The sequence below is a fragment of the Pseudoalteromonas rubra genome, from assembly GCF_005887095.1.
Taxonomy (GTDB): Bacteria; Pseudomonadota; Gammaproteobacteria; order Enterobacterales; family Alteromonadaceae; genus Pseudoalteromonas; species Pseudoalteromonas rubra_E.
Window position 1 is genome coordinate 1 of sequence record NZ_PNCI01000024.1, and the last position, 25,712, is coordinate 25,712.

Here is a 25,712-nt window from a genome sequence, read left to right on the forward strand (position 1 = left end):
ATGATTTAGGAAACAACGCCGACTAAAGTCGTCAACCGATCACCATAAATGTTTAATCTGCTCTTATTTAGTTGCTATCGAGCAAAGTTTTTCGGTTACCCGCATTGATGCACTAAGGCGCTTGCAATGAGTTGAGGGAAGTTTTTTCTGGGTGGTTGGTGTAACATAGGCACATCGCGCTCGGTGTTGTTATGTGGCTGGTTTGTCATGGTCAAACAATGCTGTGTGATTCTGTGATAGTGATTGGCAAACGTCTAGCACTTCTCAGCTTTAAGCGTTACGTTACTGTGAGGTATGAGTGAAAATTTTAAAATACATTGGCTTTGGTTTGTTAAGTATATTCTTGTTCTTTATAGCTGTTGCCGTGATTACGACTATCAATAAAGCTGAGCCTAGTGATACTTTTATACCGTTTATAGAACAAAATATGTCGGAAATAGCCAAGTGGGATAAAGCTATTTTTAAACGCTTAATGACGGACGAAGCTTATAACTCAATAACACCTGAGCAGTGGGAACTTTACTTAAGCAAAATGTCTTCACTAGGTAGCTTAGAAAGTATAGGTGAGCTAAGCCTAGAGAATATGAGCTCTGTTACCTCATTCAGTGGTAATACTAAGTCTACGGTAGTTTATATGGTTCCATTGAGCTTTACGACAGGATTAGCACATGCGAAAATCATATTGGTCCATACAGATGAGCTTGGTGTGAAGATTAACCATATTAGGTTTTTATCGGATCATCTGATGCAGTAGCGTTTATAAAAGGCTAGTTGATAATTAAAAAAGCTGGCAGTGATCTTTCTTCGCTGAATGTAACCTGCTTATTAACGGAAAAGAGTGGAGTTTATGGATAGAAAATACCAACCTCAGGTAAGTAATTCAGAGACTGGGAATGGCCGAACGGAATCGTATGACCGTAGTTTGTGGTTGTTAATACCTGTCAACTTTTATCTTTGGTGGAAAATAGTAGATTACATAGACTTGTATTACTGGTCTGTGTTCAATTCAACCACTTATGAACTGATAGTACTTAGCATAAATATTCCAGTTTACTTCTCCGCCGTATTTTATGTTTTTAAAATACGAGTATTGCCCAATATATTTTGGAAAATATGGATAGTCATTGCTGTCTTAGATGAGCTGCGTTTGGCTATTGATTACATAGAAAAGGTAGATTTCTATAGTGGTCTTATTTATGTCGTCTTTTTTGTTGGACCAGTAGTACCGTTGTATGTGATTGGTGTTATCTATGCCTACCTATCGCCAACTATATGGAAGGATGTAGATGTCAATAATACTAAAAATGAGTAAGTTACTGGGCACCGACACATACTGGCCATGCTAGCTTTTCAGTATCACAACCCTTTATTAAAAAATCTAAGCCCGTAATCGACACGGGCTAGCAAATATTTATATCAGCCCTGGATTTAGCAGATGAAAATGATTTTAATGTCAATTGGCACAACGTTGTTGTCAGTAACAATATATTTTATTTCTTTTTCAATGCTGTGGGATAAAATTATACCATATTATTACGAAGATCATTTAACTAGCTTCTTTGTGTCTGGCTTGATATTTATAGTGTTAGCGCCTTTCTTATTGTCTGCCTGTCTATATTTCAAATCGGCGCAAAATTTTAGAAGTCACTATTACAGTGCCCTTAAAAAAACAAACATTGCCTTTGCTGTCTTTTTTATTCTTTTTGTTTTGTTTCAATTTATTGAATTCTCAGGCATTGTTACCAATGAAGGGTACTACAAAATAGAGTCAAGTGGTGAGTAACTATATCAAGAAGGCATGACGCCAATAGCTAAACCTCCATGCCTGCCACTTTGTACATTGCACCGCTTCTTAGAGTTGGGTTTAAGGTAACGGCTACTCTTTATACACAACCTGTTGAGACAATTTGAGGTTGTCCCGGGTAGTAAAATTTTTCATGTTTGGCAGCCATCGAGCAAAGTTTTGGTTGTCAGTATTGATGAATTGAAGAGCAGTATTTGCTGAGCACATCGTGTAGGCTGGGTGTATCACATTCGGAGTTGTTATCTGTTGGCAAAATAAATTGGAGCAGGCAACACCATGTGTGGCTATCATATTGACTTTAATTATAAACTCTGGGAATTGCTCTGGTGAGGGGGTTATTTGGGTGGGCTGGTGACTAAGTTAATTATTTCAGTATTACTTTTTGTTTCTCTAAATACCCACTCCAGAGAGTCAGCGTTAGACGTCGATTTCTTTTATCTTCAGTACATTATGGAGAATGTTCGAAACTACTCTCCCGGCAAAAGTGAATGCAGATACACATCTGGCGATGAAACACTACTGAATGAGTTTTTGAACGCAAACAATAAAGGTGTTATCAGGGCTAAGTACTCTGGCATTGATAAAAGTGAGATAAGGGTATTTATACCTTCTCTTAAGTGGAAAAGGCCGGGGCTATATTTGACTATCAAGCTAAGCGGTAATCTTTGCGAAAGTTTTACACTGAGTGAGGTGATGAATTAAGCTAAGCCCGTAAAAATGATAAGAGGCTATGGCGGAAATTACCAAATTTCCATAGGTGACGTTTTCCCGATGCTTTTCAAATTTGCTTGTAGATATACAAAGAATGCTCATATTGAATGTGAGCTGACCGAGGGAACTAAAAATGGATGTGCTTTTAACACCAATGCTAATGCACATTTTGTTGTGTGCAGTACTTTATGTACTCTTAACGGTTGCCAGAGCGCCTGCTGTTTGGGGTCTGGGTTCCAGGCAAGATGGCTCAAACCCTTTCGAAGATATTCAGCCCAGGATCAGTGCCAATCTCAGCAACCAGTTTGAATGGCCAATATTTTTCTATGTTGTTTGTTTAGTTTTGATTTTTACAGGTGAAGCCATTAATCCAATTCAGGTATACCTGGCATGGGGCTTCATTCTTGGTCGCTGTGTCCATAGCTGCGTTCAAGTCTTTACATCCAATGTCAGGATGCGCGGCATTGTGTTTACTATTAACTTTGTTGCGGTATTGGCGATGTGGGGCGTGCTTTGCATTGACAGGGGCATTATATAAATTAGGTTTATAGATGTTTTTACACGAAAATCAGAGATGACCCGATAGGGCAGTCTGGCTTCATGTCTACATGGACTGACAGGTATATTTTATGGCAACACACAACAAAATTAAAAAATTGAATGCTGGCAGGGACTATATTGCAGATCGTTTTCAGGGGCCGCTCTGTCTATCTGATATCGCCAGGAGCTCATATATGTCTCCTTATCACTTTTTGCGTGTGTTCAAGGATATGTATGGAGAAACCCCCAATGAGTTTCTGGTCCGGTTGAGAATCGAACAAGCTAAGAAAATGCTCATTACCGAAAACTTCAGTGTTTCCGAGGTTTGCGAACAGGTAGGATACGCAAGTCTTGGTAGCTTCTCTTCGTTGTTTGCAAAGCAAGTGGGTATGGCACCGACTTCCTATCGCCGTAAGCTTTGGGCTTTGTCTTCAGAGGCTTATCGCTTCCCCGCGCAAGTTATACCGGCATGTTATGCCTATCATTTTTTGGGTAAGCTGACAAAGTGAGCAATATTGGAGAAATATCTTTTTGATTGTTTCTATACAATAAAGATAAATCAACTACAGGAAATAGGAAAATGATCACATCTATAGCGCATGCCACAGTATATGTACTAAATCAGGACGAAGCGCTTGATTTTTATAAAAATAAGCTCGGATTTGAGGTAGGTGACGATATGAAAGTGGAAGGGGACTTTCGATGGCTCACTGTTTACCCGAAATCCAAGCCACAGCTTCAGCTGGTATTGGCTGAGCCCAAAGAAGGCCCAATGTTCAGCAAAGACGCTGCCGAAAAAATACGCAGTTTAATTGCAGAGGGCGCATTTGGGGCGGGTGTGTTCGAAACCGAAAACTGCCAAACAACCTACGAAGAACTGGTGGCCAAAGGCGTGGAGTTTATCCAGCCACCAACAGCGCAGCTGTACGGTATCGAGGCGATGGCGCTGGACAACTCCGGGAACTGGTTTAGTTTGGTGCAGCGATAGCAAATAGCATGTAATCCGTTAATCCGGCAGGGTCACTGGTGACCTTGCCTTACAGACGCTAATGCAACATCCCACATTTAAAGTCTTTCATTCACTCCTCGACTCACAACTTGTCAAACGCAATTAATTTTTATGATGGTGTGATGAGTAGCCCGGTCACTCTCCCATAAATTGCCACAGCTTCTTTGAATGAAAAAATAGTATTAGCTGTTTCAGCAATTCTTGGATCTTATGTACATGTATAGGCTAACGGCTTTAATGCGTCGCTGATATCACAGAGCATTACCTACAGATAGTTTCGCCCAAGCTCTTCCAGTGCCATCATATCATGTTAGGATCGCAAGCGTTTTTTTGGTTAATTTCAAAAGGAAGAAATATGGCTAATAACGCTTACCTTGTTAATTCAGATGTGTTGAGCAATAGTATTGCAATGCTTGAAGAGAAAGGGGAGAAGTTCGAAATACTTGCAACTGGGAGCAATAGAATACCGGTGCCATGGTTCTTTGGTTTTGATCAAGATGACCTAAAACCGGCTGAGTATAATTATATTTGACGGTAAGGAAGTGGTTTTCAGATTTCAAGCGTCTTGTGCATCAAAAGAAAAGGTGCTGTCTAATTTAATTGCAAGGAAAAATCTATTTGTTGATTTTTGCGGTGGTGAAGCTTTGGGGGAAGAATACTGGGAAAAAGCAGTTTCTGATCTAAAAGTGCCAAACTACCATTTATATCTTTGCACCCTCTTGAAGTCTTATTTCTAAACGACCCAGATGAAGAAGCTAATGAATTTAATAAGAGCTTTTCTGGTACAGCTCAGTCTTTTCCGAGCATTGAATCGTTATCTTTCTACCAGCAAGGCCATTTACCTTATGGTGTGGTTGAGTTCTATGCTAACCCAAGCCTTAGCGACAGGAGCAAATGCAATAACTCTGCAGCATTGGATATGGGAATAGATGGGGTGGATACTTCCTCCTGGGTTCAGCCGGTAGCGGTTGAAGCGCCCCGTGAATCCGAAGCTACTACAACACAAACCACGGAAAAGGTGGTAAAACTAAAGAAAAAGCCATGGTGGAAAATTTGGTAACCCCAGCACTTGGTCCCGTCGGAGAAGTTTTACTGTGGTTATATTTGTGTTACACGGCATAACGTCACCAGTAAAACTTGTCTTTCAGATCGGGTATCAAATAAAAAGGAAAACTAATGAGCCGCATTTTTTTATCGTACAGACGTAAAGACTCACAAGATATCACTGACCGTTTATATGATGTAGTGATAAAGAAATTTGGAAAAAGGCATGTCTTTAAGGATGTTGACTCTATACCCCATGCCCAAGACTTTAGGAAAGTTATCGCAGATTCAATATCTGAGTCCAAAGCCGTAGTTCTTATTATTGGTCCGGATTGGTGCGGTTTTGAAGATGGTGGCGATGAACCAAGAATTAAAAGTGAAGATGACTTTATACGCATTGAGGTCGAAGCTGCATTAAGGTGTCGAAAGCCTATACTGCCCGTTTTTGTGCGAGGTGGTGATATGCCTGATCCGAATATTCTGCCAGAGTCCATTCGCGAAATCACACTTATAAGTGGCATCGTTGTTCGCCCTGACCCCGATTTTCACCGTGATGCAAGTAAACTGGTGAATACGCTGACAGATATTACACCTCCAAAGCGTATTTGGCCCTTTGTCGTTGTTACCTTGCTCTTGGTTTCTGGCATTGTCTACAGTATCTACAAACCCACACCTTCTGTTATTCAGGTAACCCCTGCACCTGCTATTGAGAAAGAAATTGATATCGACAAGTACTATGGGCAAGTATACGGCCTCGACGGGTATCAGCTCAAGGCCGGTTTATCCCGACTTACTAGACAGGATCATCGAATATTTGGACAGAAAAATTTAAACGATGTTATCCGTCATGTTTATGAGGATCTGTATGATACAGACCAGTTGAGAGTCTTTTATGACGCTAAGATGGTCAACAAGGAGTTTGGCCCGGGCTCAGGATCCGAAACACGCTGGAATAAGGAGTATATATGGCCAAAATCATTTGGCGCCATTTCTTCTAATGCTGCAAAAGCGGATCTGTTTAACATAGTGCCAGCTGATCCGCGCCAGAATGCAAGAAGAACAAATATGCCTTTTAGTGATGTCGTTAGAGCCGGTTTCTATCAACTGGAGCCAAGTACGCAAGGTGACATAAGAGGTGATGTGGCCAGAATACTTATGTATATGGCGGTACGCTATGAAGGCATAGGTGGTGAGCCCGATCTGGAACTCACAGATAGCGAAACCTTTGAAGCAGGAGACACAAAATTTGGCCCACTGTCTATTCTTCTTGGCTGGCATTTGGCTGATGGTGTTAGCATCAATGAAAAAGAAAGAAATGACAGAATCTATAACATACAGGGTAATCGAAACCCGTTTATTGACCGCCCAGATTTTGCCGAAAAAATATGGGCAAGAAAGTAATGCCATGCGCGCCCTTTAAGGGGGCATTGGAGTTTCTTTGAACTGAGTATGGAATTCAGCTTTTAACGTCAACGATTTATCTGTTTAAACCTTTTCAATATGCCCTGCGTCTTATCAAAAAGTATCTATTTAAATTAAGGAAAGAAATGAAAATTATAACCTTTATATTGGTGACTTTGTTCCTGTTTTCATCCCATACTGTTGCACAACCAAATAAGAAAGTACTGGTTGTGGTGTCGAGTGAAGTTGACATGGGAGACCCAGAAAAGCATGACGCCAGAAACAATTTATGGGAATTTGCACCGCCATATCATATTTTTGTGAGCCATGGTTTTGATGTTGATTTTGTCTCACCCAAAGGGGGCAAAGTAGAATTTATGATGGATCCGCTGGGGATCAGCAGTTATACCATTAAATATGAAGGTTTTCTGGAGCGAGCAAACCGCTCATTGACACCTGCCCAGGTCAATCCCAGTGACTACTGGGGTGTCTTTATCGGTGGCGGTTATGGGGTAATGTTCGACGTAGCAGATAATACAGGCATACAGTCTATTATCAGACGAGTTTACGAATCGGGCGGCATTGTCGGAGTGGGTGGTCATGGTGCGGCCGGCATTGCGAACGTCACGCTATCGAACGGTGAGTTCCTGGTTAAAGGCAAAAAAGTAGCCGGCTTCCCTAATTCGACTGAACAGTCAAAATCCTGGGCTAAGCAGGGCACACTGTTGCCCTTTCTTATCGAAAGTCGGCTGAACAAAAACGGTGCAATCGCGCAAAATAAACAGACGCTCAAGGATAAGCATGCTGTGATTGTCGATAAGCGGATAGTATCAACGATGTTTCTCCCCTCTGCGGCGTTGGTTGCCAAAGAAATGATCATATCGTCACTAACTAATTCGGCGCAAAAGGCGCTGTAACTATGGAAAGACACAATGGCTAAGTGCCCTTTTATACCTGATTCATTCGACCCGCCAGTTCGCTTTGAGACGCGGCATTTCTATTTTCGTGTTTTAGATAGCAGCGTCGCAGCACCTGATTACGAAGCGGTTATGTCGAGTCTGAGCAGGTTAAAGGGTATATTTGGCCCAGACTTTGACTGGCCAAAGCCAGACATGACCTTTAATGAGAGTCTGCAAAGTCTGAAAGTGCACGAGCGTGAGTTTGAATTGCGCCAGGCGTTTGCGTACTCCGTGTTTGATCCCATGCTGAGCAAGTGTCTGGGCTCTGTATACATAGACCCAAGTCGATCGCCACATTACGACTGTGAGGTGTATTTGTGGATCCGCACTGATAGCCAAACGCAGGATGAGTTGCTTTTCAACACAGTTCAAAACTGGTTAAAGACGTGCTGGCCGTTTGATAAAGCCGCGTTCCCGGGCAGAACACTCTCATGGGAAGAATGGCAGCAGGCACTTATTGGCTCCAGGGCTGGCTGACATTCAACAGAGTCACACCAACAGAATTCAACAAAGAGGACGCATATGAACAAATTGACCTTTATATTATTCTTGATACCACTTAGCTTGTTTGCAAATGACACCGAGCATTTGAGGTTAATTGATGGTCAGTGGCAGTGTTATCAGGAGTTTGTGGAAGAAGGCATGGCGACTAAAATAGATTCGCGTTATAGCTATCGTTCTGCAGATTTGACTTATACCACCGATTATGTGGCTAAGTATATTTATCAGGAGGATATACCTTTGGGCAGTATTAGTGTTACCGATCAGGGCACGTTTACATACTCAGCTTCAAAAATGAGGTATAAGTCCAAACATCTTTCATTGGAAGTACTCACTGATCCTGTTGGCGTGTTGCAAAATAGTGAGGAGGATTTATTAAAGGAAATGAAACAAGAAATAGCTCAAGACAATACTGAGTATCTTACAACGTTTATTAACCACTTGGTATGGGAAACCCAGGACCCAACTGACGGCACCACAACGCATTGCGTCAGAATAAATGAGCTGGAAAGTAAAGGCACTAGCTCTCCATAAAGTCACTGTACCTAAAACTAGATGAGCTTACAGCTCAGGAGTCGCGGGCTGAATATATAGAGTCCAAAAGCTTGAAGAATCGCTCGCCCAGCACATGGTTCAAATTGCTGATTTTATTGGCATTGGCCAAGTGATTAAAGAAGAGGGGGAGACATTGTTCGGTTATACAGACGAGCCTTCTTTGAGAGAGAAAGCGTGTTAAAAGGACAAATGCATACGCATATTGCTACGAGATAAACAGCTGATCTTGTCGCGATAGCCGATAGGGCTAAGACATTCATACGTATCTATTGAGCTCGTTTGTTGAAGATGATTTCAGTCAGGGGGAGCATTCCCCCTTTAGAGTTGTAATGTATTATCTGGGTGGTATGAAAATCACTCCTGATCGTGAAACATATCTTCGAGCTTAAGCCCGGTCAATTTTTTCAATGAATTGAGCAGGTAATAGAGCGCGATAAAAAAGACGATCATTGTCGGCACCATGATCACCGGATAGCTTAGAGCGGTCATTCGGCCCAGCTCATTATTGTATGCTTCTGTGCCCGCCGGGCTGACCACTATCATTTTGGCCAGGATATAGTTCAGCGCAGAAGACAGGAAAAACGCGCTGGCGAGAATTTTTGACGCGCCCATTTGGACCTTGCTCAACTTGTCGCTGTTGCCCTTTTCTGCCAATGCCTTTTCTATTCCTTCAATGTCCATAACCGTGTCGTTAAACATCAGAGTTTTCAGCAAAGGATACTTAGTATACTGGCTGACAATAATGCCGATACCGATAAGGCCTGGGATCAGCGCTTCTTTAATGGCGATGTACTTAGCATCCAGCTCCAGCAGGCTGATCCCGCCGGTGAGCAGTACAGAGACGATCCCCAGTCCGGAAATAAAACTAAACTTACCGGTATTCTTGCGCTCCCAAAGGCCAAACCCGAGAGGAAAAAGCAGAGCGATGATCACGCCAAGCGCCGGACCCAGATGTTGCTCGCCTGAAAATTTAGTCAGGATAACCACTGGAATAATAATGTTAAATATCATCTGGCTTAAAAAGCCACTTTGTTTCTTATTGGACGACGACACTTTGTCCCCTGTAGATCTAAACAACGAATGGCCTGAGTGTACGGCAAAGCGGGGCAAAAGGGCAACTTTAGGCGGAGGGTGAATGGCTGGCAAAAACAAAGAAGCCGCATACAGCAGCTTCTTTATAATGGATGAATGAGGGGCTAGTTACAGAGTTAGTTACAGAAATTTTTAACCCAGGTTAGATCATTCACTCGATGCGGAACATGGAATAGTTTGGTTGCGGCAGCTGTTTGAGGATCAATCTCGTAGATTGCTGCATCGGCATTGCGCTCCCGGCCAGAAACATACAGTGTCCCTTCAGGTGAAATAGCCAGTCCGGAAGCCCAGTTTACGCCATGCTTGCCTATCAATGTCAGCTCAAGGTTTGCATCTGCACTGTACAGCGCAGTACCGGTCAGGACATACAGCGTATTGCCGTCTGCTGAGTAGGCAATATCACCATTTTTAAAGTCTTCATCTGAGGCTTTCATTTTGCCCAGCACGTGCTTTTCACCTGTTGCTACGTCGTAATTGTAGGCGTAAGTGCGGCTGGTGGCTTTTAGCACGTCAGCGGATATGTCGTAAGCAAGTCGGATCACTTTATAGCCGTCGGTGACAGATTCCAGTGCTTGTGTCTGCGTGCTGAGATCATAGCTGTAAATATGAGAAGCGCGCGTTTTACTGCTCTGCTGATCAATAAAATACAGTTTGCCGTTGTGTGAAGCGATATTCGACGCCGTATTGTTTAGGTTGATCACTTTGTCAGACTGACCTGAACTCAGATCTATCTGATGGACATAACCCTGTTCGGTATCACCGTAATAGTTAATGGCATATAACCCGCCTTTACAGACAGCGTTGTCACTTGGTAGCTGACCAAGGAAGGCTCCGCCGCGCAACTCCATAGAGCCACTGAAGCTGTTGGCAACAATCGGCATAGTCGCCGTACCATGAGGTGCAGTGATATCCGCTTGAGGTGCTAAAATCACGCCTTCCGTTTGCAAACCCGCCAGGTCAAGTGTGGTTGCATCCGCAAAGTTAAAAATAGTGCGGTGTCTATGCTGGATCAGCGTCGCGTAGCTCTTGTTATTCAGCGGTGCGAAGTTGTGTCCATCACCTGAGATATTGAAAACGATTGTGGCATTGTCTGGAATACCCGATACATCAAAGGTATGGCTAGCCTGGACGTCCTGACCAGATAAATTAAACACCTGTAATTCGCTGCTACTATCACCTGTCAGGTATAGACCTCCCCATTGCTTCAGGATGTCACCAGTTTGCGGCAGGGCTGCCAGGCTGGCTGAGAGTGCCAACATATCTGACTGAGCATCAGCAAAGTCAACAGGCAGCGTCGCGGCATTGGCAGTCACCTGAGCGCCGGCTTCCAAACCTAAACGCACTGCTTCGCTGATTTTATCTGTCTGGCCACCTGCAATGATATGACCGACATATTGTCTGCCATTAATGTACTGGATGTCGCCACCTGCAACCAGGTAATGGGCGTTAAGGGCACTGCTATGACCATAACCGATAGAATAGCCATTGAGGCTGACGTCATCGCCTGCAAACACGGCACCCAGTGCATTTCCCGATGTTGAATAAAAATCATCAAATACCAGCGCAGCATAGCCTTTATTGAGGTCATGCTCAGATGATGCGCTTACCGAAAATGCACAGGCAGCCAGTGCGCCTGCGAACAGCTTTTTCTTCATTAAGTTCTCCACGAGTTAGGCCTGCACTGAAGCTTGAGCGCAGTTGCCCTTGTCAAAAATTCGCCTATTCTAGTTCTTTTATACTAATTTGTCTCTACTTTTCTTTGAGTTTGTACCTTAATTGTGTAATTTTCTGGTTCAATGCGAACCGGGTTTGAATAAAAAATGAGCGCAGTCAAAGAGCTGCAATCGAGAGCTTGACAACTTTGGTACTGATAAAATTTCCAGGCTAGTTTGAGCATCAGACTGATGTACTTTTATGTATAAAGCGTCTGAGTTGTTTAATCCTGTAGATCCAATACAATGCGTCACTCAGGCGCTACCTGTGCCTTCAAGGACAATAATAATAACAGGACCTCATCATGGAGATCAGAAAGCTCAATTCCCTGAGAGGAATGGCAGCGTTAATCGTTTTTGTAACCCACTTCAGTGATATTACACAGTGGCTTGGTGGTGCCTTCGGAGGCGGGGCTGGCGCATACGGTGTCATGCTGTTCTTTATGCTTAGCGGCTTTTTGATGTCTTACCTTTATCTGGATAAGGACTTTGGTACAAACAGTGTAAAGCGCTACCTGGTGGCGCGCTTTGCCCGTGTTGTGCCGCTTTATGTGCTGGTGGTCTTGGCGTCGTTTGCACTGACAAAGTTTGGCAGCGATCTGCTCTATCATATTCCCGATCATCAGGCTTTGCTGGGGCACCTTTTGTTCCTTTATGGCGACAGCGTGCTCTGGTCTATTCCACCCGAAGTTCAGTTTTATTTTGTGTTTGTACTACTGTGGGCGCTCGCCGCGAACCGACGTGGTTATATTTACATTCTGATTGTCGGGTGTCTGTTGCTGTTATTTTTTACAAACTTTCCTCGTATCTATGGTGACATTTACGGTGTGCCATATAACCAGTTCACTGTGCTGCGCAGTTTGCCTTATTTCTTTATTGGTGTGGTATTTGGATTACATTATAAAACCCTGGCTATTCCTGCGTATCTGAAGAAACATCGGTTTGCGTTTGTACTGTGTTTAATTCCCCTGATGTACCCAGAGTTGTCGCCCATTACATCGGACGCTAAAAACCGCATGTGGCTCAGTTATGAGGTACTGCTGGTCATGAGCTGTGTGTTTTTCTGTGTGGTTTTTCTGGTACCCGATAACAATGTCCTGCTGGCTAACAAGGTTGGGGACTTTTTTGGCAAAATCTCTTATTCCCTGTATCTGCTGCATATGCCTGTGATCATGCAAGTTAACCGTTTTGAACTGGCTGTAGAAGTTAAGCTTGTACTGTCTTTAATTTTGAGTGCTGCGTGTGCTTACCTCTCATTTATTTGCCTTGAAAGGCCGCTTGCCAGGGCTATTCGTAAAAGGGCCAATGCACATTAGAGCCCGACGGTAGGTGTTTCTGCTCGATGAAGGATGAACGTTTATCTCACTTTACAGGTGATTAATCGAATTCCTTGCCACTTTTTGTGAACTCTTGCCCCAAATTCGGGTCAGGTTTAACGGTGGCCGCTTATTGCTGGTTTTTGGCGGCTTGTACACCCAAGACACTGGTTATTCAGGGAGCAAGTTACTACATTATGGGATCAGATAAGTCACCTGCATTGAGCCTGGGCGAACCGCTTCAGGTGTGTGATAAGCAAAGAAAACGGGCTGTGCGCAAGCGCTGGATCTTAACCGGCTCTACCAGCGCGGTATTAAAGCAATTGACCTTACCTATGCTGTGGGCGATTCTGGCTTTGTTCAGCGCCGACCTGATAGAACTCTATTTTGCTTCGCGCCTGGGAGTTGATGAACTAACGGCAATGAGTTTTACCTTGCCTATTCAGGCGACCTTGTTTGCATTTGCCATTGGTCTTGGCATTGTGGTGGCCACCCGACTGACACAGGCAAAAGAAGTGGAGCAGCTGGCCGCTGTGAGCCTGATATTCACGGTACTCGTTGGTGCTGCTCTGGCGATTGTCATATGGCTGGGGTTGCAGCCGCTGTTGACGATGCTGGGGTTTACTGAATTTACCGCACGAGAGCAAGTTTGGCCTACGCTTGAGCGCTACATGCAGTATCGCCTTGGTGCTGTGGTGTTTTTCTTCATCGTGATGGTTGTGTTTGGGGTACTTCGTGCCTTTGGTAATATGCGTGGCGCCGCGCAGCTACTGGTGTTATTTGCCGGGTTACAGATACTGATGAGCGCTGTGCTATTTACGCCCTGGGCACAATCGGCCTTATCCTTTAGTGGGCTGGAACGGCTTGGGGTTGCCCATTTTGCGGCGGCAATGAGTGCTAGTTTTTACGCTCTTTACTTGCTTCGCGTTAAAGAAAATATAGCCCTGAAAGTTCGCCTGTTGTCCCAGCGCAGTCGTCAGGCGTTTCGCCGCTTGTTCAGGCTCTTTATTCCGGTTGTCGCTATGCAACTGCTAACGCCGCTGGCCCAGTCGTTATTAATGATGATTGTGGCCTCTCAGGGCAGTGATGCCGTTGCAGCCTTTGGTGTGGTGATGCGCATAGAGCCGCTTGCGCTACTGTTGCCTATGGTGCTGACCACTTCACTGCCTATCTTTGTTGGTCAGAATTGGGCGGCAAACAAATCATTACGGGTACGCAGAGGGATCAAACAGGCGCTGGCTGTTTGTATTGCCTGGCAGGGCGCAATAGCAATCGCTTTATTTTGGGGAGCTGACCTGTTGGGTGTTGGTTTCTGTAAACAGTCTTTTGTCAGCCAGTCAATTGAGCTGGCGATGTGTATTCTGCCGATATCTTATGCGGCGCTGGCAGGTGTGATGCTGTATGTGAGTTGCTGTAATGCCATAGGTCGCAGCGGGTTAGCGCTGAATGTCACCTTGGTGCGTTTGTTTGTGTTATCGCTGCCGGGGGCGTTTATTGGCGCTCAGCTCAACGGCTTTCAGGGCATAGTCTGGGCGCTGGCATTGGCAAACTTTTTGGTTGGGGCATGGTTGTTGTACGGGGCCATACATACGCGCAGTATGCAGCCGAGAGTGGCGACAGGCTGATAACGTATAGGGCCTGATAAGTCAGGCCCAGTGACCGAGCCGTGTTACTTCAGGTCGATACTTAATGCACAGTGATCTGCAAGCATATTGTCTGGGGTCATATCAGCAAAGTAGTGGAACTGAGCACTCCCTGTCTGATAATCCTCTTTCATGGACTTAGCGACAAGAATATGATCAATCGGTGCCGGGTAGTAGGGGTGGCAACCGGTCAGCATTTGATTTGCGTTGAACACCGGGGCTTTATCCATATTATTTGGATGGGCATTGGCCGCACCCTGAGGGTAATACAGATCTCTGCTCAAACGATTGTAAGGTGCAGTCAGCCTGTGGTTAAAGTCACCCAGTACGATAAAGTTAGCTTGCGCTTTGGCTTTATTTTCGACCCAGTTATCTAAAATGGGCGCCTGCTGCGAAAGTATCTTACAAGCTTCCTTGTCGGAGCGTTTGTAGTCATCCACAAAGCAGCCACTTTTCAGGTGCACGTTCAATAAGTGAAGTGTTTCTCCCTGATAACTAAGCTGGATCTCAAGGCCATTTCTGAGGCCCGGTTTAACAGCTGAGAAAGTACTATGCTGGACGACTGTATCAATGGTCAGGGGCTTTTTCACTACGAAAGCCACTTTTTGTTGCGTTGAGTCGTTACCACTTTTCCGACAGGTATAGGTTTTACTGTCGGCCCTGTCCGACATGACGATATGCCAGTGCTTATCCGAAAACACCTGACGTACGGCTGCCGCAGAAGCGACTTCCTGTAGCGCAATCACATCTGCGTTAAGGGTTTTTGCGTACTGTTTTAACGCATTGACTTCGCTTGCCTTTCTTGGTTTACATCCGGTTTTATCAGAGTCTGACAAGTGCTCAATGTTCCAGGTTGCAATACGCAGTGCTTGATTCGGCGTTGCATGACCCTGATGAGAATGAGACAGAGCGGGTGTGGCAAATAACAGTGCACAAAGTGCCATAATCGGGGTGTGAGCTGAAGGGATCATCGTGCTTTTAAATTCATAAAATTGCAATAGTGTTATAGTGTATCAAGATTATTGCCATTTGATGATATAAGTTAGAATATTTGCGTTAAATTCATCAAAAAATCAGATGCTCTGTTACGGGGTTTCCGGACAGGCTATTCAGCGTGACAAGGACAAATTGAAAAGTAAACTAGTTAGTGTAAAAATACCCTTAGTATAAGCCATAGAAAATCACTCAATACCATGACCGTTAAAGTTACCCGCAGTATGCTAAAGCGTCAGGCCATTATAGATGGTGCCCTGAGCGCGTTTCAGCAATATGGTGTCAGTGACACCAGCATGGATAAGATTGCACAGACAGCTCAGGTCTCAAAGCGCACCGTTTACAATCACTTCGAGAGCAAAGAGCAGTTAGTTACCCATATTATCAAAGAGATTTGGCGTCAGAATATTCTTACTTGTGATATCGAGTATCAGGCAGACATGGCGTTGGATGTGCAGCTAGCCGCCTTATTAAAAAATGAGCTGGACTTTCTGAGTAACCAAAATTTGCAGGAGCTGATCCGGGTTGCAATTGGGTATTGTCTGTTTAACCCTGATATCTTTACCGCTGAAATGAGCGAGTTCTTCGAGCAGGAAACCGCCTTAGTCCGCTGGATAAAGCAGGCGGTTTCAGCAGGTCGACTGCGTCAGGTTGAACCTCAAAAGGCACATGCTCAGTTGATCAGCCTGCTGAAAGGGCAGGCATTCTGGCCACAGATCTTACACCAGCAGCCAGTATTAACGAATGCGCAAATTGAGGAATTGACAGAGGATACAGTGGCTTTCTTCCTGGCGTATTATCAGGCGTGATTTTCGGGTCACAGTGATACACCATATAGTATTGCAAAAAAAGCAAAACAAAGAGTTCCCAAAAAGGGGGATTTCTCTGGGATGAAATTTTTAGTTGTTGTACTATAAGGTTTTACCTTAAGTGTTCTACAACTATGAAAATAACAAAACACCACTTCTTTGCTCCTTTATTGCTGTGCGGTGCATTAAACGCACAGGCTTTTGAATTTCAAGTCGCAACTGGGATTGGGACTCAATATGGCTTTCTGGGTGCACAGTTAAATGCCATAGAGGGTGATACTAAATACTATGTGTCCGCGGGGATACTGGGCACTGGGCTAGGCTTTAGCACTGCGTTTTCAGACGACAAAAAGGTCGCCGTGGGTGCCGCCGTTAGCCGCTTCTTTGGCATTTTTGGCTCACATACAGATATCGCGGGGCTGACGCTTAATTATCGAGCTAATGGTTTTGCGAGCCGGGGGTGGGACTTTGGCATAGGTGTAGGCTACTATGAGCGTACAGAGAACTCCTGGTCTTCAGGAGACAGATTCGAGAGTGGGGCTGCGCTTACATTCAATGCGGGTTACGCATTTTAATTAAGGTGTAACCGCTTTTGGTAAATAAATCTTACAATTAAGACTTGTAATTACAAAAGGTGTGCTCAAAAATTAGTCGGCATTTTGATGGTGTAACAGAGCTAACGGTTCTGTGTCGTCAATTATCATAACATAAGGAAGCATACCATGTGGAAAACGCTATTTGCCAAAAGCCCACATTATGATGGGATCAGACCTTTCAATATCTATTTTATGCGTCTAATTTATATCCTGATGGTCTTTGTACTTGGGCAGGATGTATGGGGGCACATATTTACTTATGAAGGAGCCTGGGAGGAGAACGAAGCAATGGCCTGGAGTGTGTGGGCCGCGTTTTCTGTGCTCGCTGTGGTGGGAGTTTTTCGTCCGGTACAAATGATCCCTGTCCTGCTGCTGGAGATAATATACAAATTGATATGGCTGGTGCTGGTTGCATATCCGTTGTGGCAGGCAGATAGGTTAGTCGGCTCTGGCCTTGAAGAAACCACGTTTGCTTTTGTGCTGGTGATACTTCCTATCCTGGCAATGCCATGGCATTACGTATTTAATCGCTATATTTATACGACAAAAGAGACACAGCCATCTCCTGGGTGATGAATAAATGGTCCATTCTTCATAAAGTCGTAGCCCAGTCAAAGGACCTTGAGGAGCAATGAATGACTTTACGCACACTGGTTTTGTTGATCACGCATGGCCTGGTTGGGTTTGCTGGCTTCGCAGCCGGTATTTATATGTTACCTATTCTAACCGCCCCTCCTGCGCCGAATGAAGGGGTGGTTACTGCTGCATCCCTTGGGGCTGACTATTCAGCACAGTTTCGCAAGTCCTTACAAGGCAGCGATGCATTGCACTGGGGCGAAGGAATGGTTTCTATCAGCAAAGATCACATTACCCTGCTTGGAGAGCTTGCGCCCGGGCCGGACTATCGCTTATACCTGTCTCCTCAGTTTGTGGAAACTGAAGCGGACTTTAACCGCCTCAAGAGTACCATGGTTGAGGTCGGTGATATCAAAACCTTTAGTAACTTTGTGGTCGATGTACCTAAGCAAATCAATCCGGCAGACTACAATACTGTGATTGTCTGGTGTGAAGCCTTTGGCGAGTTTATAACGGCTGCTCAGTATCAGTAATGTGTCGCATTGTATTCAAAGAAAGTGGTGCCATCTTGGCACCTCTCGTTTCAGGCTTAGTCTATTACCGTTCTTGGGGTATTGTGGGCAAACAGGCTCCAGTTCACGTCTGTTAATAAGGCATCATCAGGCAACTCTGGACTAAATTGCGTGGTAAAGCTGCCCTGACCATCATAGTTGCGATTACCATAGTCGCCGTTGTACAAGTGGAATACAACCTGGGCGACCTGTGCGACCAACTCAATGTTGCCATTTTGCCATCTGGCCTGAATATCAGCAGGATATGCGGCAATATTATCCTGCTTATAGCCGTTGCCATCAAAATCGTGGAAAATAAGGGTGCCATCGTGCGCCGTCATATAGTCATGGTCGGTCGACGCTATACTATCAATCGTGCCATGCTGGTAGGTCTTAATAAAGGTGCTGTGACATACATTGGTATCTTCTGTGTTAAAGCTGACTTGTTTCAGATCTGCGGTGCTAAACCCGACAAAACACAGTATTCTGCCATCTTCTTGTGCTATCAAATTACTGAGTGCCGTGGGTTTTACGGCCGTAACCTTTTCATTATACATAGCGGGTGAATGCCACTTTGTTTGAGGTGCCTCTACGGTGGTAATGCGACTAGAGTTGTAGTTCTTTTCCACATAGATACCATTGTGTGCGGTGACAAACACCATAAACACATCGTCATTTATCTTGTCGACAGAGATAAACTGAACTGGGGAATCAAATTCTCCGAGAATATTATCCGAGTTTCTGGTGTAGACCTTGGCATCATTGGCAGCGATGAGCAGATCACCTGAATAGGGGTCGAAGTGAATACTGGTAATGGCCCCTTTTTGAAACTGGCAACAGTCGGTCCAGCCTTTGTTAACATCGCCTATGTTATTTAAATTCAGACTTTTTATCGTGCCATTTTCGAACGCCGCGTACAGTATTTGCTCTGCCGAGCCACCAACGACGATACTAAAGGGCAGCTCGGACCAAAACGTGGGAAATAGATTAACATGAGACCAGTATTCAAATTCATCGCAATACATGGCCAGCTGCACGCCCTCATTTACATAATGAAGCCGGGATACTTGCACTTTAGAGGCCGTGGGCAGGGCATAGAAAACAGGCGCATCGCCAATGTTTTTGTGTTTTATTGCAAACCCTTTAGAGACGGTTTGCGGTAACTCCCCCAGGCTTGCATAGGAGATTGCAAAGGTTTTCCCGCCAAGCGTAAAGGCGTGAAGTGATTTAACTGCGCCCTTTGCTTCTGAGGCATCTATACCGTGCTGCCATTTTTTTTGCTTATCATTGTAGATGGCAACAGCGCCACCAAGATGATCTTCTTTATGGGTCCAGTCGAAGCTTGGGCTGAGCTCCCATAAGGAGTTTAAGAACGCTGTCCACTCGAACTGGCTTTTGGTCACAATTTTGCGATCGCCCATACCGACAAACAAAAAACCATTGACATAGGCCAGTGATAAAATGCCACCAGAAAATCCGGGGGCGGTCGGATTGTCTTGCAACAATTCAGCCTGCTCGACTCTACCAAAGCCACTGTCGGCGTAGACAATTTTGACCACCAAGTTAGACGATAAACCTAGGAAAAGCACGTGCTGGTCATTAATATCGGTCTGAACATTGAGTACTGAAGTAACAAATCCGCCTGCCTGTGCAATTGTTTTAGCGACTTCTGGAAAAGACTCGAACAAAAACTCTGCGTACTGACTTGGACCATCACTGTAGCTGTCATTCGTTGGTTTATTGTAATTTGACACGTACTGGTAGAAAGAGAAATTATCGACAGCGCTGTTATTTTGAGCAGTATCCATTTGGTTTTACCTTAATTTATATGTTGTTAAGAGCTCCTGGCTCATTCGCAGTATCTCGTTCCGGGAGCGTAAATTAAAGGTAGTGTAATGACATCGTAATGTAGTGATATTTCCTCATGTATTGAGGCGGGGCGTCACAAAACAGTCATTGAGTGTTCCTACTTCGGTAATAGAGCACCTCTATTGTTATTTCCCTTAAGAATAATAGCGCTTTCTTTTGACGTAAACTTAGGAATAACAATGAAAAAAATAACTTCACTCTCTGCTGTGATCGCGGCTTTGTTTTTAGCTGGCTGTGATGACGACAAAACCGAAGTGGTTGAGGTAGAAAAAGCGGTTGTTACCACAGACACTAAAACCCAGGTGATAGAAGTCGAAAAAACGGTAGTTGTCACCGACACGGTCACCGAAATAAAAACAATTGAAGTGCCAGTCGTGGTTGAAGTACCGGCAGGTGGTGCCAATAATATGCAGGTTGGCACGCGCCCGGACTTTCTTATCCAGGACATGGATGAAGGCGAGTTAAAAGACAAGCTGGCGCAATGTTCGAACGGCCCATTCTATAAAACTGACTTCTCTATTGGTCACCGCGGTGCACCAATGCAATTTCCTGAGCACACTAAAGAGTCTTATCTTGCGGCAGCTAAAATGGGCGCAGGCATTCTTGAGTGTGACGTTACCTTTACCAAAGACAAAGAGTTGGTATGTCGTCACTCTCAGTGCGACTTGCATACCACCACGAACATTCTGGAAACTGATTTGGCGCAAAACTGCTCTACGCCGTTTGAACCTGCGGATCCTGAAAATGGAGTTGTGGCAAAGGCTAAGTGCTGTACCAGTGACATTACCCTGGCAGAATTTAAAACGTTAGAAGGTAAGATGGATGCGTCGAACCCAAATGGGACCACCGTTGCTGAGTACATGAATGGCACGTCTAAGTGGCGCACCGACCTGTATGCCAGCCGTGGCACACTTATGACTCATGCTGAAAGTATTAACCTATTCAAAGAGTTGGGTGTAAAAATGACACCTGAACTTAAGTCACCATCAGTGACCATGCCTTTCGATGGCTTTTCTCAGCAAGACTACGCGCAGAAGATGATCGACGAATATAGGGCCGCGGGTGTTGAGCCTAAGCATGTCTGGGCACAGTCGTTTAATCGTGATGACATTAATTACTGGATTGCGCAAAACCCTGAGTTTGGGACACAGGCAGTGTACCTGGATGACCGTTATGACGCACAAACCGTTGCCAATGAGCAAGGTGTCACACCACAGCAGCTGGTTAATAACCCTGAGCTGCTTGTTCCAACCATGGCTGAACTGGCGGCTGATGGCGTGAAGATCATCGCACCTCCTATGTGGGTGCTGGTCACCGAAGAAAATGGTGAGATGGTGCCTTCAGCCTATGCAAAGGCGGCTCGTGAAGCTGGGCTTGGGATCATTACCTGGACGCTGGAGCGTTCCGGTCACCTTGCCACCGGCGGTGGTTGGTACTACCAAAGTGTCAATGGTGCACACCGTGGTGAAAGCATGATCAACAATGACGGCGATACCTTTAAGCTACTCGACGTACTGGCTAAAGACGTGGGAGTAATGGGCGTATTCTCTGACTGGCCTGCAACAACGACCTACTACGCAAGCTGTATGGGCATGCCTGCGAGCATCTGATCCGACACACTTGATCTACAATAAAGGCCGCAGCTTCGAACCTGAGCTGCGGCTTTTTTGTGTTTAAAAGAACTTACTGAACAACAAGCGCGCTGCAAAGCTGGCGTCGTTGTCGACCAGGGGGCTGTTGGTGATGCTGTCGTCAAACCAGGTATAATCAAACGCAAGCTGGGTAAATCCGCCAAAGAAAATAGGCGTTGATATAGAAAAGCCCAGCGCCACATTGGTGGCATTGTCACCCACATATTGAGGTCGGGCGCTGGTGGCTTCGGACAGTCGAACGCCGTAGTAATAATCAACGTGGTGACTATCCAGGTAACTGATGCTCAGGCTAGGTTCATAGAAAAACGGCCCTGACTTAAAGGCTTTGGCAAGACTAGCAGAAACCTCGTAGCCATCTGACTTATCCAGTACATCGTGAACGGCAGAGACGCCGAACTTCCAGTTTTTACGCTCGTATTTTATGCCAACGCCCGCATCCATGGAAAAGTCGCGCTCTGCCATACCCTTAAAAACATCGCTGTCGGATTCATCGAACCCCTGAAAGCGGGGCGAAGCCTGTAACACAACCTCGATGTTATTCACTTCCAGAATTTCATAACTGACGAAGGGGCCGAGTATGGACAGTTTGTCACCCCGATAGCCGAGGATGGGTAACGGGATCACCCGTCTGTCGTAGCCCTGGTAGATTTCTTCACTGACACCCAGTCCAATACCGTACAAAAACCCTTTAGGTTCCATTTGGGCTCTTAAGGCTCCCCGTTCATCTGTTTGCGCCTGGAGCTGGGCTGAAGCTGCAAGCAAGGTACAAATACAAAGCGCGCGTTTTAACATAGTGTATCCTTATCTCGAATTTATATTCTGTTGCCATGAAAGACAGAAGAGAGTATGCCTGAGTGTTAACTCAGGCTTACTCTGGTACGAACTATAGACAAGGATCGTTTAGTCTTGATGTCATTTAAACAAAGAAAGTGGGCCACTGAAGTTATTTAGGTTGGGGAACATGGTGTTCAGTGTACTGGTATCCAAATCCATCCACTGCCCGAGGCTGGCGGCATACTGATCGACAGACGTGGTTGGGATCAGACGGCCGCCCCCTGCGTCCAGCTCGTGATTGAGTGTTGCTTGCGGAATATCACCATAAATTGTCCCACCGTTGACAGCCCCGCCCATGACAAAGTGATGGCCGGCCCAGCCATGATCGGTTCCGTCTCCATTGATGGCCAGTGTGCGACCAAAGTCAGAGGCCGTGAACACAGTGACCTGCTCACTCAGATTGAGGCTTTCCATTGCAGTATTAAAGGCCACCAAAGCGCCATCCAGGACACTGTGCAATTTGGGCAGGTTTTGCGCTTGCCCTGAGTGGGTGTCAAATCCGCCCATAGCGACGACATAAACCTGTCTTGATGCTCCAAGCTGCTGGCGGGCGGCGATACTTTTACTGACGGTTTGCAATTGTCTGCCCAGCGATGTAGTCGGAAAGTCGGGAAGTGTCACTGTGGTATTGGCCTGCGCAGCATTAAACTGACTGTTTGCCTGATAGGCATTGTTAATGGCATTAGTGACGTCTTGCTGCAGAAAGTTTTGTGCATTCTGAGGCTGACTACTAAAATGAGCAACCAGATCAGGGTGGTTGTCAAACTCCTCCAGGGCTTCTATGGTGGCTGCCTGGCCGTCACTGACATGATAGGGTGCGGTTTGTTTACCGGTCAGCCATAATGCGCCATCTGCCGTGGTAATGGCATTAAACGGGGTGTTGCTGGTCAGACCCTGAGCCATGAGTGCATCATTCATTAAGCCACCCCAACCAAATTGCGCGCCTTCTGCAGCGCCAGACATCCAGGTTGATTGCTGGTCGTTATGCGAAAACAGCCGTGGTGGCAGTCTTGCGGTGTCTTGAGCAATCATAGATGCCGTGACGGGGCTGAGTAAGGGCCCCACATTGCCAATGACAGCCAGCTTATTTTGCTGATATAAATTGGCCAGCCCGGCTAATTCCGCAGGCAGGGCAAAGCGGCGCGAACCGAAGCGCCCGGGTGTGGCAATAGGCAACAAATTAGCCAAAGTGCGTGGCGTTGTATACTTACCCAGCAGGCTTTGACGATGAGTAGCCCACTGCGTATAGCTTGATTCATCAAAGGGAATGATGGTGTCGTGATTGTCCATACCACCGTACAAAAATACGCAGACCAGAGCTTTATAATCACTATTCTGAGCAGGGCTATTCGCCAGTGCCTGGCCTAACTGAAACATCGATGATGCCATTAAAGAGGCACCGCTGAGTTTGATAAAGTCGCGTCTGTTCATAGCTGTGCTCCTATTTTTGGACTAAATAATCGGGCGAAGTCATCACCAGTAAAATGGCGAGGTGTACGAGTCTTACGGGCTCTGCTTCGTCGTTTTGGGCCACTGTTTGCAATATGTGCTTAATCTGCTGTTTGCTGGTGGCACTGAGTTGCCCGGCACACAGCAATAGGTCCAGGTGGTTGATTAAGGCATCCGAGTCGCCTGCTAGTGCCTGTTCTGCGTCGTAGCTTGCCAGAAAGCTTTCCACGGCGTTTTCAGCATTCAGCGGAATATTTTCTTCGTCGTAAACGGCTTGTAGATCTTCCACATCTACTTCCTGCTGCAGGCCGGTGATGTAGTAAGTCATAAAGTTTGCATAGCCAGTGATGGTGCTGGCATTGGTGATTTGCAACTCAGGAGCCACCATGCCATTTGACGCACTCACGCTGCCAGGCGCGGTATAGCCCGGGCGGAAGAAGTTAAAAACACTGGGTGAGCGGTAGGGGTGCTGGCCCAGCATGCTTGCATCTCGGGTATCCCAGAGCATTTCCTGATATTCAGGGGTGATATTTTTTACTGCAAATGCCCGTGCCCATTGAGTAAAGCGTAAAATAGGCTCGCGGATTTTACCGCCGCGATCACTGGCATCTGCCCTGGCTTCTGTATCAAACAAGATGGCTGCCAGTGTTGCCGTTAAATCGCCACGACGGCCATCACCGACCCCTGTGCCATCGGGCAAAGTGGCGCGACCACTGCTAAAGGCGCTGGCAACACGGGCAACATAGTCAGGTGAAGGGTTTGACATGACCAGTCTCTGGATGAGCTGTTTAGAGACAAATGGGGGGACATTCGGGTGGGCAAAAATATGGTCCAGCGCCTGAGTTACAGAGGCTTTAGGCCCGGTACCCGCTGCAATGGTGGTGCCTAAAAAGTGTTTACTTTTCTCGCTGTGGTTTTGTGGGTACACGGCCATCGGCAGGGCAAATTCATTTATTTCAGTTTCTTCCGATGTCTCGTAGTCCATGTCTAAGCCGGTAAACACCCGAGCCAGCCCGGTGATGTCCTGGTTGGTGTAGAGTTCTTTGATTGTGCCGCTCTGATCTTGTTGCGGCGTACCATCTTGATTCAATGCAACAATGCCAATGGTAAACAATTGCAGTAACTCCCGGGCATAGTTTTCATCTGGCATCCGGCCTGTGACCTCATCTCCTTTGAGATTACCCATGTAGGTCAGGTAAAACCCCATGGCAGGAGAATAGGTTACGGCTTCCAGTAGTTCCCGATAGTTGCCAAAGGCATGTTGGATCAGAATATCCTGATATGAGGCAACCGCTTCGGGAATATCCGTGAGTTCTTCGCCGCCAGCATTCGATACTACCAGTATTTCCGACAGGGCAAATGCCATTCTCTGACGCAACTGATCTTCGCCGGCGATGGCATTGCGCCAGAAAGCCACACTGGTTGATTCAATATACAGAGCATTAAAATCATCTTCTGCGGTGGGCGGCGGAGTAAACTCGGACACAACGGGCATGATCAGGCTGGGTGGCAACTTTAGCTGTGCTGTGAACCAGTCTGATGCACTTTTCCCTGTGAGCGACGCCAGGTCTTCTGGTCGAGTGCCAAAAGTGGCCTGCTGTAAAAATCGGGATGTACTGATGGGCGTTTCAAAGGTTTGGTCTGCCAACGGGGTATCGTCGTCCGGTGTGTCGCCGATGCTGCCATCGTTGTTGTTTTGATCATCGTTACCCGTACCACCATTGTTTGAATTACCTGAGTCCGGTGAGGAAGGGACGGGGTTATTGGAGGTGTTCTGGCTGCCGTCACTGCCACCACACCCAGTCAGGCTCATACACAGGCTGAGCAGCAGTATGTTAAGCGGGGTTAATCTAAACATGGTTTCACTCTCTTACTTAGGGATAGATTAAGTCTAGAGTGAAATGCACCGAAACGGTCATACAGTTATCATACGGGTTGTTTACAAAATTGTATGCTACTGGCAACGCCTTCGTTCAATTTGGCTTTTTCGCTACGCTTGGTGGTTCCCGGCTCGGGGGCCGGGATGACGGATCTCAATACAATCTCGGTCATTCTGTGCACCGGCACGGGAGTCGCTTATCGACAGCGTTTTAGTT

26 protein-coding genes are annotated in these 25,712 nt (G+C 45.8%); 19 read left to right on the top strand and 7 right to left on the bottom strand.

Features of this window, described 5'->3' with window-relative positions; genetic code table 11:
• Window positions 1-298: 298 nt before the first annotated feature.
• The 12 genes from CWB99_RS11155 to CWB99_RS11205 all read left to right on the top strand — a co-directional run bounded on the left by CWB99_RS11155 (window position 299) and on the right by CWB99_RS11205 (window position 8,503).
• Complete coding sequence (locus CWB99_RS11155; protein ID WP_138552334.1) at window positions 299-754, top strand: hypothetical protein; 456 nt, start codon at window positions 299-301, stop codon at window positions 752-754.
• 93 nt (window positions 755-847) lie between these two features.
• Window positions 848-1,312, top strand: coding sequence for a hypothetical protein (locus CWB99_RS11160; RefSeq protein ID WP_138552335.1), 465 nt, complete (start codon window positions 848-850; stop codon window positions 1,310-1,312).
• A gap of 123 nt (window positions 1,313-1,435) precedes the next feature.
• Window positions 1,436-1,783, top strand: coding sequence for a hypothetical protein (locus tag CWB99_RS11165; RefSeq protein WP_138552336.1), 348 nt, complete (start codon window positions 1,436-1,438; stop codon window positions 1,781-1,783).
• An 865-nt stretch (window positions 1,784-2,648) separates the two neighbouring features.
• Window positions 2,649-3,053, top strand: coding sequence for an MAPEG family protein (locus CWB99_RS11170; RefSeq protein WP_138552337.1), 405 nt, complete (start codon window positions 2,649-2,651; stop codon window positions 3,051-3,053).
• 91 nt (window positions 3,054-3,144) lie between these two features.
• Complete coding sequence (locus CWB99_RS11175) at window positions 3,145-3,564, top strand: helix-turn-helix domain-containing protein (protein ID WP_138552338.1); 420 nt, start codon at window positions 3,145-3,147, stop codon at window positions 3,562-3,564.
• A gap of 71 nt (window positions 3,565-3,635) precedes the next feature.
• On the top strand, window positions 3,636-4,043 hold the full coding sequence (locus tag CWB99_RS11180; RefSeq protein ID WP_138552339.1) for a VOC family protein: 408 nt from the start codon (window positions 3,636-3,638) through the stop codon (window positions 4,041-4,043).
• A 376-nt stretch (window positions 4,044-4,419) separates the two neighbouring features.
• The gene (locus CWB99_RS24040) at window positions 4,420-4,596 is read left to right on the top strand and encodes a hypothetical protein (RefSeq protein ID WP_171045319.1); all 177 of its coding nucleotides are present in this window, start codon (window positions 4,420-4,422) and stop codon (window positions 4,594-4,596) included.
• Between the two features lie 177 nt (window positions 4,597-4,773).
• Entirely contained in the window at window positions 4,774-5,124 is a 351-nt protein-coding gene (locus CWB99_RS11185; protein WP_138552340.1) for a hypothetical protein, read from the top strand.
• Window positions 5,125-5,240: 116 nt separating this feature from the next.
• A complete protein-coding gene (locus CWB99_RS11190; protein ID WP_138552341.1) occupies window positions 5,241-6,509 on the top strand; it encodes an endonuclease in 1,269 nt (422 codons plus the stop codon).
• A 146-nt stretch (window positions 6,510-6,655) separates the two neighbouring features.
• A complete protein-coding gene (locus CWB99_RS11195; RefSeq protein WP_138552342.1) occupies window positions 6,656-7,426 on the top strand; it encodes a type 1 glutamine amidotransferase domain-containing protein in 771 nt (256 codons plus the stop codon).
• 15 nt (window positions 7,427-7,441) lie between these two features.
• A complete protein-coding gene (locus CWB99_RS11200; protein WP_138552343.1) occupies window positions 7,442-7,945 on the top strand; it encodes a hypothetical protein in 504 nt (167 codons plus the stop codon).
• Window positions 7,946-7,990: 45 nt separating this feature from the next.
• Complete coding sequence (locus CWB99_RS11205; RefSeq protein WP_138552344.1) at window positions 7,991-8,503, top strand: hypothetical protein; 513 nt, start codon at window positions 7,991-7,993, stop codon at window positions 8,501-8,503.
• A gap of 375 nt (window positions 8,504-8,878) precedes the next feature.
• Here the strand turns inward: CWB99_RS11205 and CWB99_RS11210 are convergent, their stop codons facing one another.
• The gene (locus tag CWB99_RS11210; RefSeq protein ID WP_138552444.1) at window positions 8,879-9,535 is read right to left on the bottom strand and encodes a VC0807 family protein; all 657 of its coding nucleotides are present in this window, start codon (window positions 9,533-9,535) and stop codon (window positions 8,879-8,881) included.
• A 197-nt stretch (window positions 9,536-9,732) separates the two neighbouring features.
• Entirely contained in the window at window positions 9,733-11,271 is a 1,539-nt protein-coding gene (locus tag CWB99_RS11215) for a choice-of-anchor A family protein (RefSeq protein WP_138552345.1), read from the bottom strand.
• A gap of 362 nt (window positions 11,272-11,633) precedes the next feature.
• Between CWB99_RS11215 and CWB99_RS11220 the strand changes: the two genes are divergently transcribed.
• Together CWB99_RS11220 and CWB99_RS11225 are read left to right on the top strand one after the other, a co-directional pair.
• Window positions 11,634-12,644 carry an acyltransferase family protein gene (locus tag CWB99_RS11220; protein WP_138552346.1) on the top strand — a complete coding sequence of 337 codons (1,011 nt, stop codon included), beginning with the start codon at window positions 11,634-11,636 and terminating at the stop codon, window positions 12,642-12,644.
• Window positions 12,645-12,841: 197 nt separating this feature from the next.
• Window positions 12,842-14,269 carry an MATE family efflux transporter gene (locus CWB99_RS11225; RefSeq protein WP_138552347.1) on the top strand — a complete coding sequence of 476 codons (1,428 nt, stop codon included), beginning with the start codon at window positions 12,842-12,844 and terminating at the stop codon, window positions 14,267-14,269.
• A 44-nt stretch (window positions 14,270-14,313) separates the two neighbouring features.
• Here CWB99_RS11225 and CWB99_RS11230 read toward each other — a convergent pair whose 3' ends face one another.
• Window positions 14,314-15,258: an endonuclease/exonuclease/phosphatase family protein gene (locus CWB99_RS11230; RefSeq protein ID WP_138552348.1), complete on the bottom strand. Its 945-nt coding sequence runs from the start codon at window positions 15,256-15,258 to the stop codon at window positions 14,314-14,316.
• 222 nt (window positions 15,259-15,480) lie between these two features.
• On the opposite strand from CWB99_RS11230, the gene CWB99_RS11235 reads away from it, so the two are divergent.
• The 4 genes from CWB99_RS11235 to CWB99_RS11250 all read left to right on the top strand — a co-directional run bounded on the left by CWB99_RS11235 (window position 15,481) and on the right by CWB99_RS11250 (window position 17,794).
• Window positions 15,481-16,089, top strand: coding sequence for a TetR/AcrR family transcriptional regulator (locus CWB99_RS11235; RefSeq protein WP_138552349.1), 609 nt, complete (start codon window positions 15,481-15,483; stop codon window positions 16,087-16,089).
• Window positions 16,090-16,223: 134 nt separating this feature from the next.
• Complete coding sequence (locus tag CWB99_RS11240) at window positions 16,224-16,664, top strand: hypothetical protein (protein WP_138552350.1); 441 nt, start codon at window positions 16,224-16,226, stop codon at window positions 16,662-16,664.
• A gap of 147 nt (window positions 16,665-16,811) precedes the next feature.
• Window positions 16,812-17,258, top strand: coding sequence for a hypothetical protein (locus tag CWB99_RS11245; protein WP_138552351.1), 447 nt, complete (start codon window positions 16,812-16,814; stop codon window positions 17,256-17,258).
• 62 nt (window positions 17,259-17,320) lie between these two features.
• On the top strand, window positions 17,321-17,794 hold the full coding sequence (locus CWB99_RS11250; RefSeq protein ID WP_138552352.1) for a DM13 domain-containing protein: 474 nt from the start codon (window positions 17,321-17,323) through the stop codon (window positions 17,792-17,794).
• Between the two features lie 56 nt (window positions 17,795-17,850).
• Here the strand turns inward: CWB99_RS11250 and CWB99_RS11255 are convergent, their stop codons facing one another.
• Window positions 17,851-19,620, bottom strand: a complete 1,770-nt coding sequence (locus CWB99_RS11255; RefSeq protein ID WP_138552353.1) for a hypothetical protein — start codon at window positions 19,618-19,620, stop codon at window positions 17,851-17,853.
• 240 nt (window positions 19,621-19,860) lie between these two features.
• On the opposite strand from CWB99_RS11255, the gene CWB99_RS11260 reads away from it, so the two are divergent.
• A complete protein-coding gene (locus CWB99_RS11260; protein WP_138552354.1) occupies window positions 19,861-21,291 on the top strand; it encodes a glycerophosphodiester phosphodiesterase family protein in 1,431 nt (476 codons plus the stop codon).
• Window positions 21,292-21,354: 63 nt separating this feature from the next.
• Here the strand turns inward: CWB99_RS11260 and CWB99_RS11265 are convergent, their stop codons facing one another.
• The 3 genes from CWB99_RS11265 to CWB99_RS11275 all read right to left on the bottom strand — a co-directional run bounded on the left by CWB99_RS11265 (window position 21,355) and on the right by CWB99_RS11275 (window position 25,474).
• Entirely contained in the window at window positions 21,355-22,125 is a 771-nt protein-coding gene (locus CWB99_RS11265; RefSeq protein WP_138552355.1) for a MipA/OmpV family protein, read from the bottom strand.
• 120 nt (window positions 22,126-22,245) lie between these two features.
• Complete coding sequence (locus tag CWB99_RS11270; RefSeq protein WP_138552356.1) at window positions 22,246-23,598, bottom strand: DUF1501 domain-containing protein; 1,353 nt, start codon at window positions 23,596-23,598, stop codon at window positions 22,246-22,248.
• A gap of 10 nt (window positions 23,599-23,608) precedes the next feature.
• Window positions 23,609-25,474 (bottom strand): DUF1800 domain-containing protein, encoded by a 1,866-nt coding sequence (locus CWB99_RS11275; RefSeq protein ID WP_138552357.1) that lies wholly within the window; start codon window positions 25,472-25,474, stop codon window positions 23,609-23,611.
• Window positions 25,475-25,712: the final 238 nt, after the last annotated feature.

Bases quoted from the DNA above. Each gene is read 5' to 3' on its own strand.
- CWB99_RS11245 (WP_138552351.1), top strand. From the start codon at position 16,812: ATGTGGAAAACGCTATTTGCCAAAAGCCCACATTATGATGGGATCAGA.
- CWB99_RS11220 (WP_138552346.1), top strand. From the start codon at position 11,634: ATGGAGATCAGAAAGCTCAATTCCCTGAGAGGAATGGCAGCGTTAATC.
- CWB99_RS11225 (WP_138552347.1), top strand. From the start codon at position 12,842: ATGGGATCAGATAAGTCACCTGCATTGAGCCTGGGCGAACCGCTTCAG.
- CWB99_RS11165 (WP_138552336.1), top strand. From the start codon at position 1,436: ATGAAAATGATTTTAATGTCAATTGGCACAACGTTGTTGTCAGTAACA.
- CWB99_RS11250 (WP_138552352.1), top strand. From the start codon at position 17,321: ATGACTTTACGCACACTGGTTTTGTTGATCACGCATGGCCTGGTTGGG.
- CWB99_RS11265 (WP_138552355.1), bottom strand. From the start codon at position 22,125: ATGTTAAAACGCGCGCTTTGTATTTGTACCTTGCTTGCAGCTTCAGCC.
- CWB99_RS11270 (WP_138552356.1), bottom strand. From the start codon at position 23,598: ATGAACAGACGCGACTTTATCAAACTCAGCGGTGCCTCTTTAATGGCA.
- CWB99_RS11200 (WP_138552343.1), top strand. From the start codon at position 7,442: ATGGCTAAGTGCCCTTTTATACCTGATTCATTCGACCCGCCAGTTCGC.
- CWB99_RS24040 (WP_171045319.1), top strand. From the start codon at position 4,420: ATGGCTAATAACGCTTACCTTGTTAATTCAGATGTGTTGAGCAATAGT.
- CWB99_RS11170 (WP_138552337.1), top strand. From the start codon at position 2,649: ATGGATGTGCTTTTAACACCAATGCTAATGCACATTTTGTTGTGTGCA.
- CWB99_RS11235 (WP_138552349.1), top strand. From the start codon at position 15,481: ATGACCGTTAAAGTTACCCGCAGTATGCTAAAGCGTCAGGCCATTATA.
- CWB99_RS11240 (WP_138552350.1), top strand. From the start codon at position 16,224: ATGAAAATAACAAAACACCACTTCTTTGCTCCTTTATTGCTGTGCGGT.
- CWB99_RS11195 (WP_138552342.1), top strand. From the start codon at position 6,656: ATGAAAATTATAACCTTTATATTGGTGACTTTGTTCCTGTTTTCATCC.
- CWB99_RS11260 (WP_138552354.1), top strand. From the start codon at position 19,861: ATGAAAAAAATAACTTCACTCTCTGCTGTGATCGCGGCTTTGTTTTTA.
- CWB99_RS11255 (WP_138552353.1), bottom strand. From the start codon at position 19,620: ATGGATACTGCTCAAAATAACAGCGCTGTCGATAATTTCTCTTTCTAC.
- CWB99_RS11230 (WP_138552348.1), bottom strand. From the start codon at position 15,258: ATGATCCCTTCAGCTCACACCCCGATTATGGCACTTTGTGCACTGTTA.
- CWB99_RS11175 (WP_138552338.1), top strand. From the start codon at position 3,145: ATGGCAACACACAACAAAATTAAAAAATTGAATGCTGGCAGGGACTAT.
- CWB99_RS11275 (WP_138552357.1), bottom strand. From the start codon at position 25,474: ATGTTTAGATTAACCCCGCTTAACATACTGCTGCTCAGCCTGTGTATG.
- CWB99_RS11205 (WP_138552344.1), top strand. From the start codon at position 7,991: ATGAACAAATTGACCTTTATATTATTCTTGATACCACTTAGCTTGTTT.
- CWB99_RS11210 (WP_138552444.1), bottom strand. From the start codon at position 9,535: ATGATATTTAACATTATTATTCCAGTGGTTATCCTGACTAAATTTTCA.
- CWB99_RS11215 (WP_138552345.1), bottom strand. From the start codon at position 11,271: ATGAAGAAAAAGCTGTTCGCAGGCGCACTGGCTGCCTGTGCATTTTCG.
- CWB99_RS11190 (WP_138552341.1), top strand. From the start codon at position 5,241: ATGAGCCGCATTTTTTTATCGTACAGACGTAAAGACTCACAAGATATC.
- CWB99_RS11180 (WP_138552339.1), top strand. From the start codon at position 3,636: ATGATCACATCTATAGCGCATGCCACAGTATATGTACTAAATCAGGAC.
- CWB99_RS11160 (WP_138552335.1), top strand. From the start codon at position 848: ATGGATAGAAAATACCAACCTCAGGTAAGTAATTCAGAGACTGGGAAT.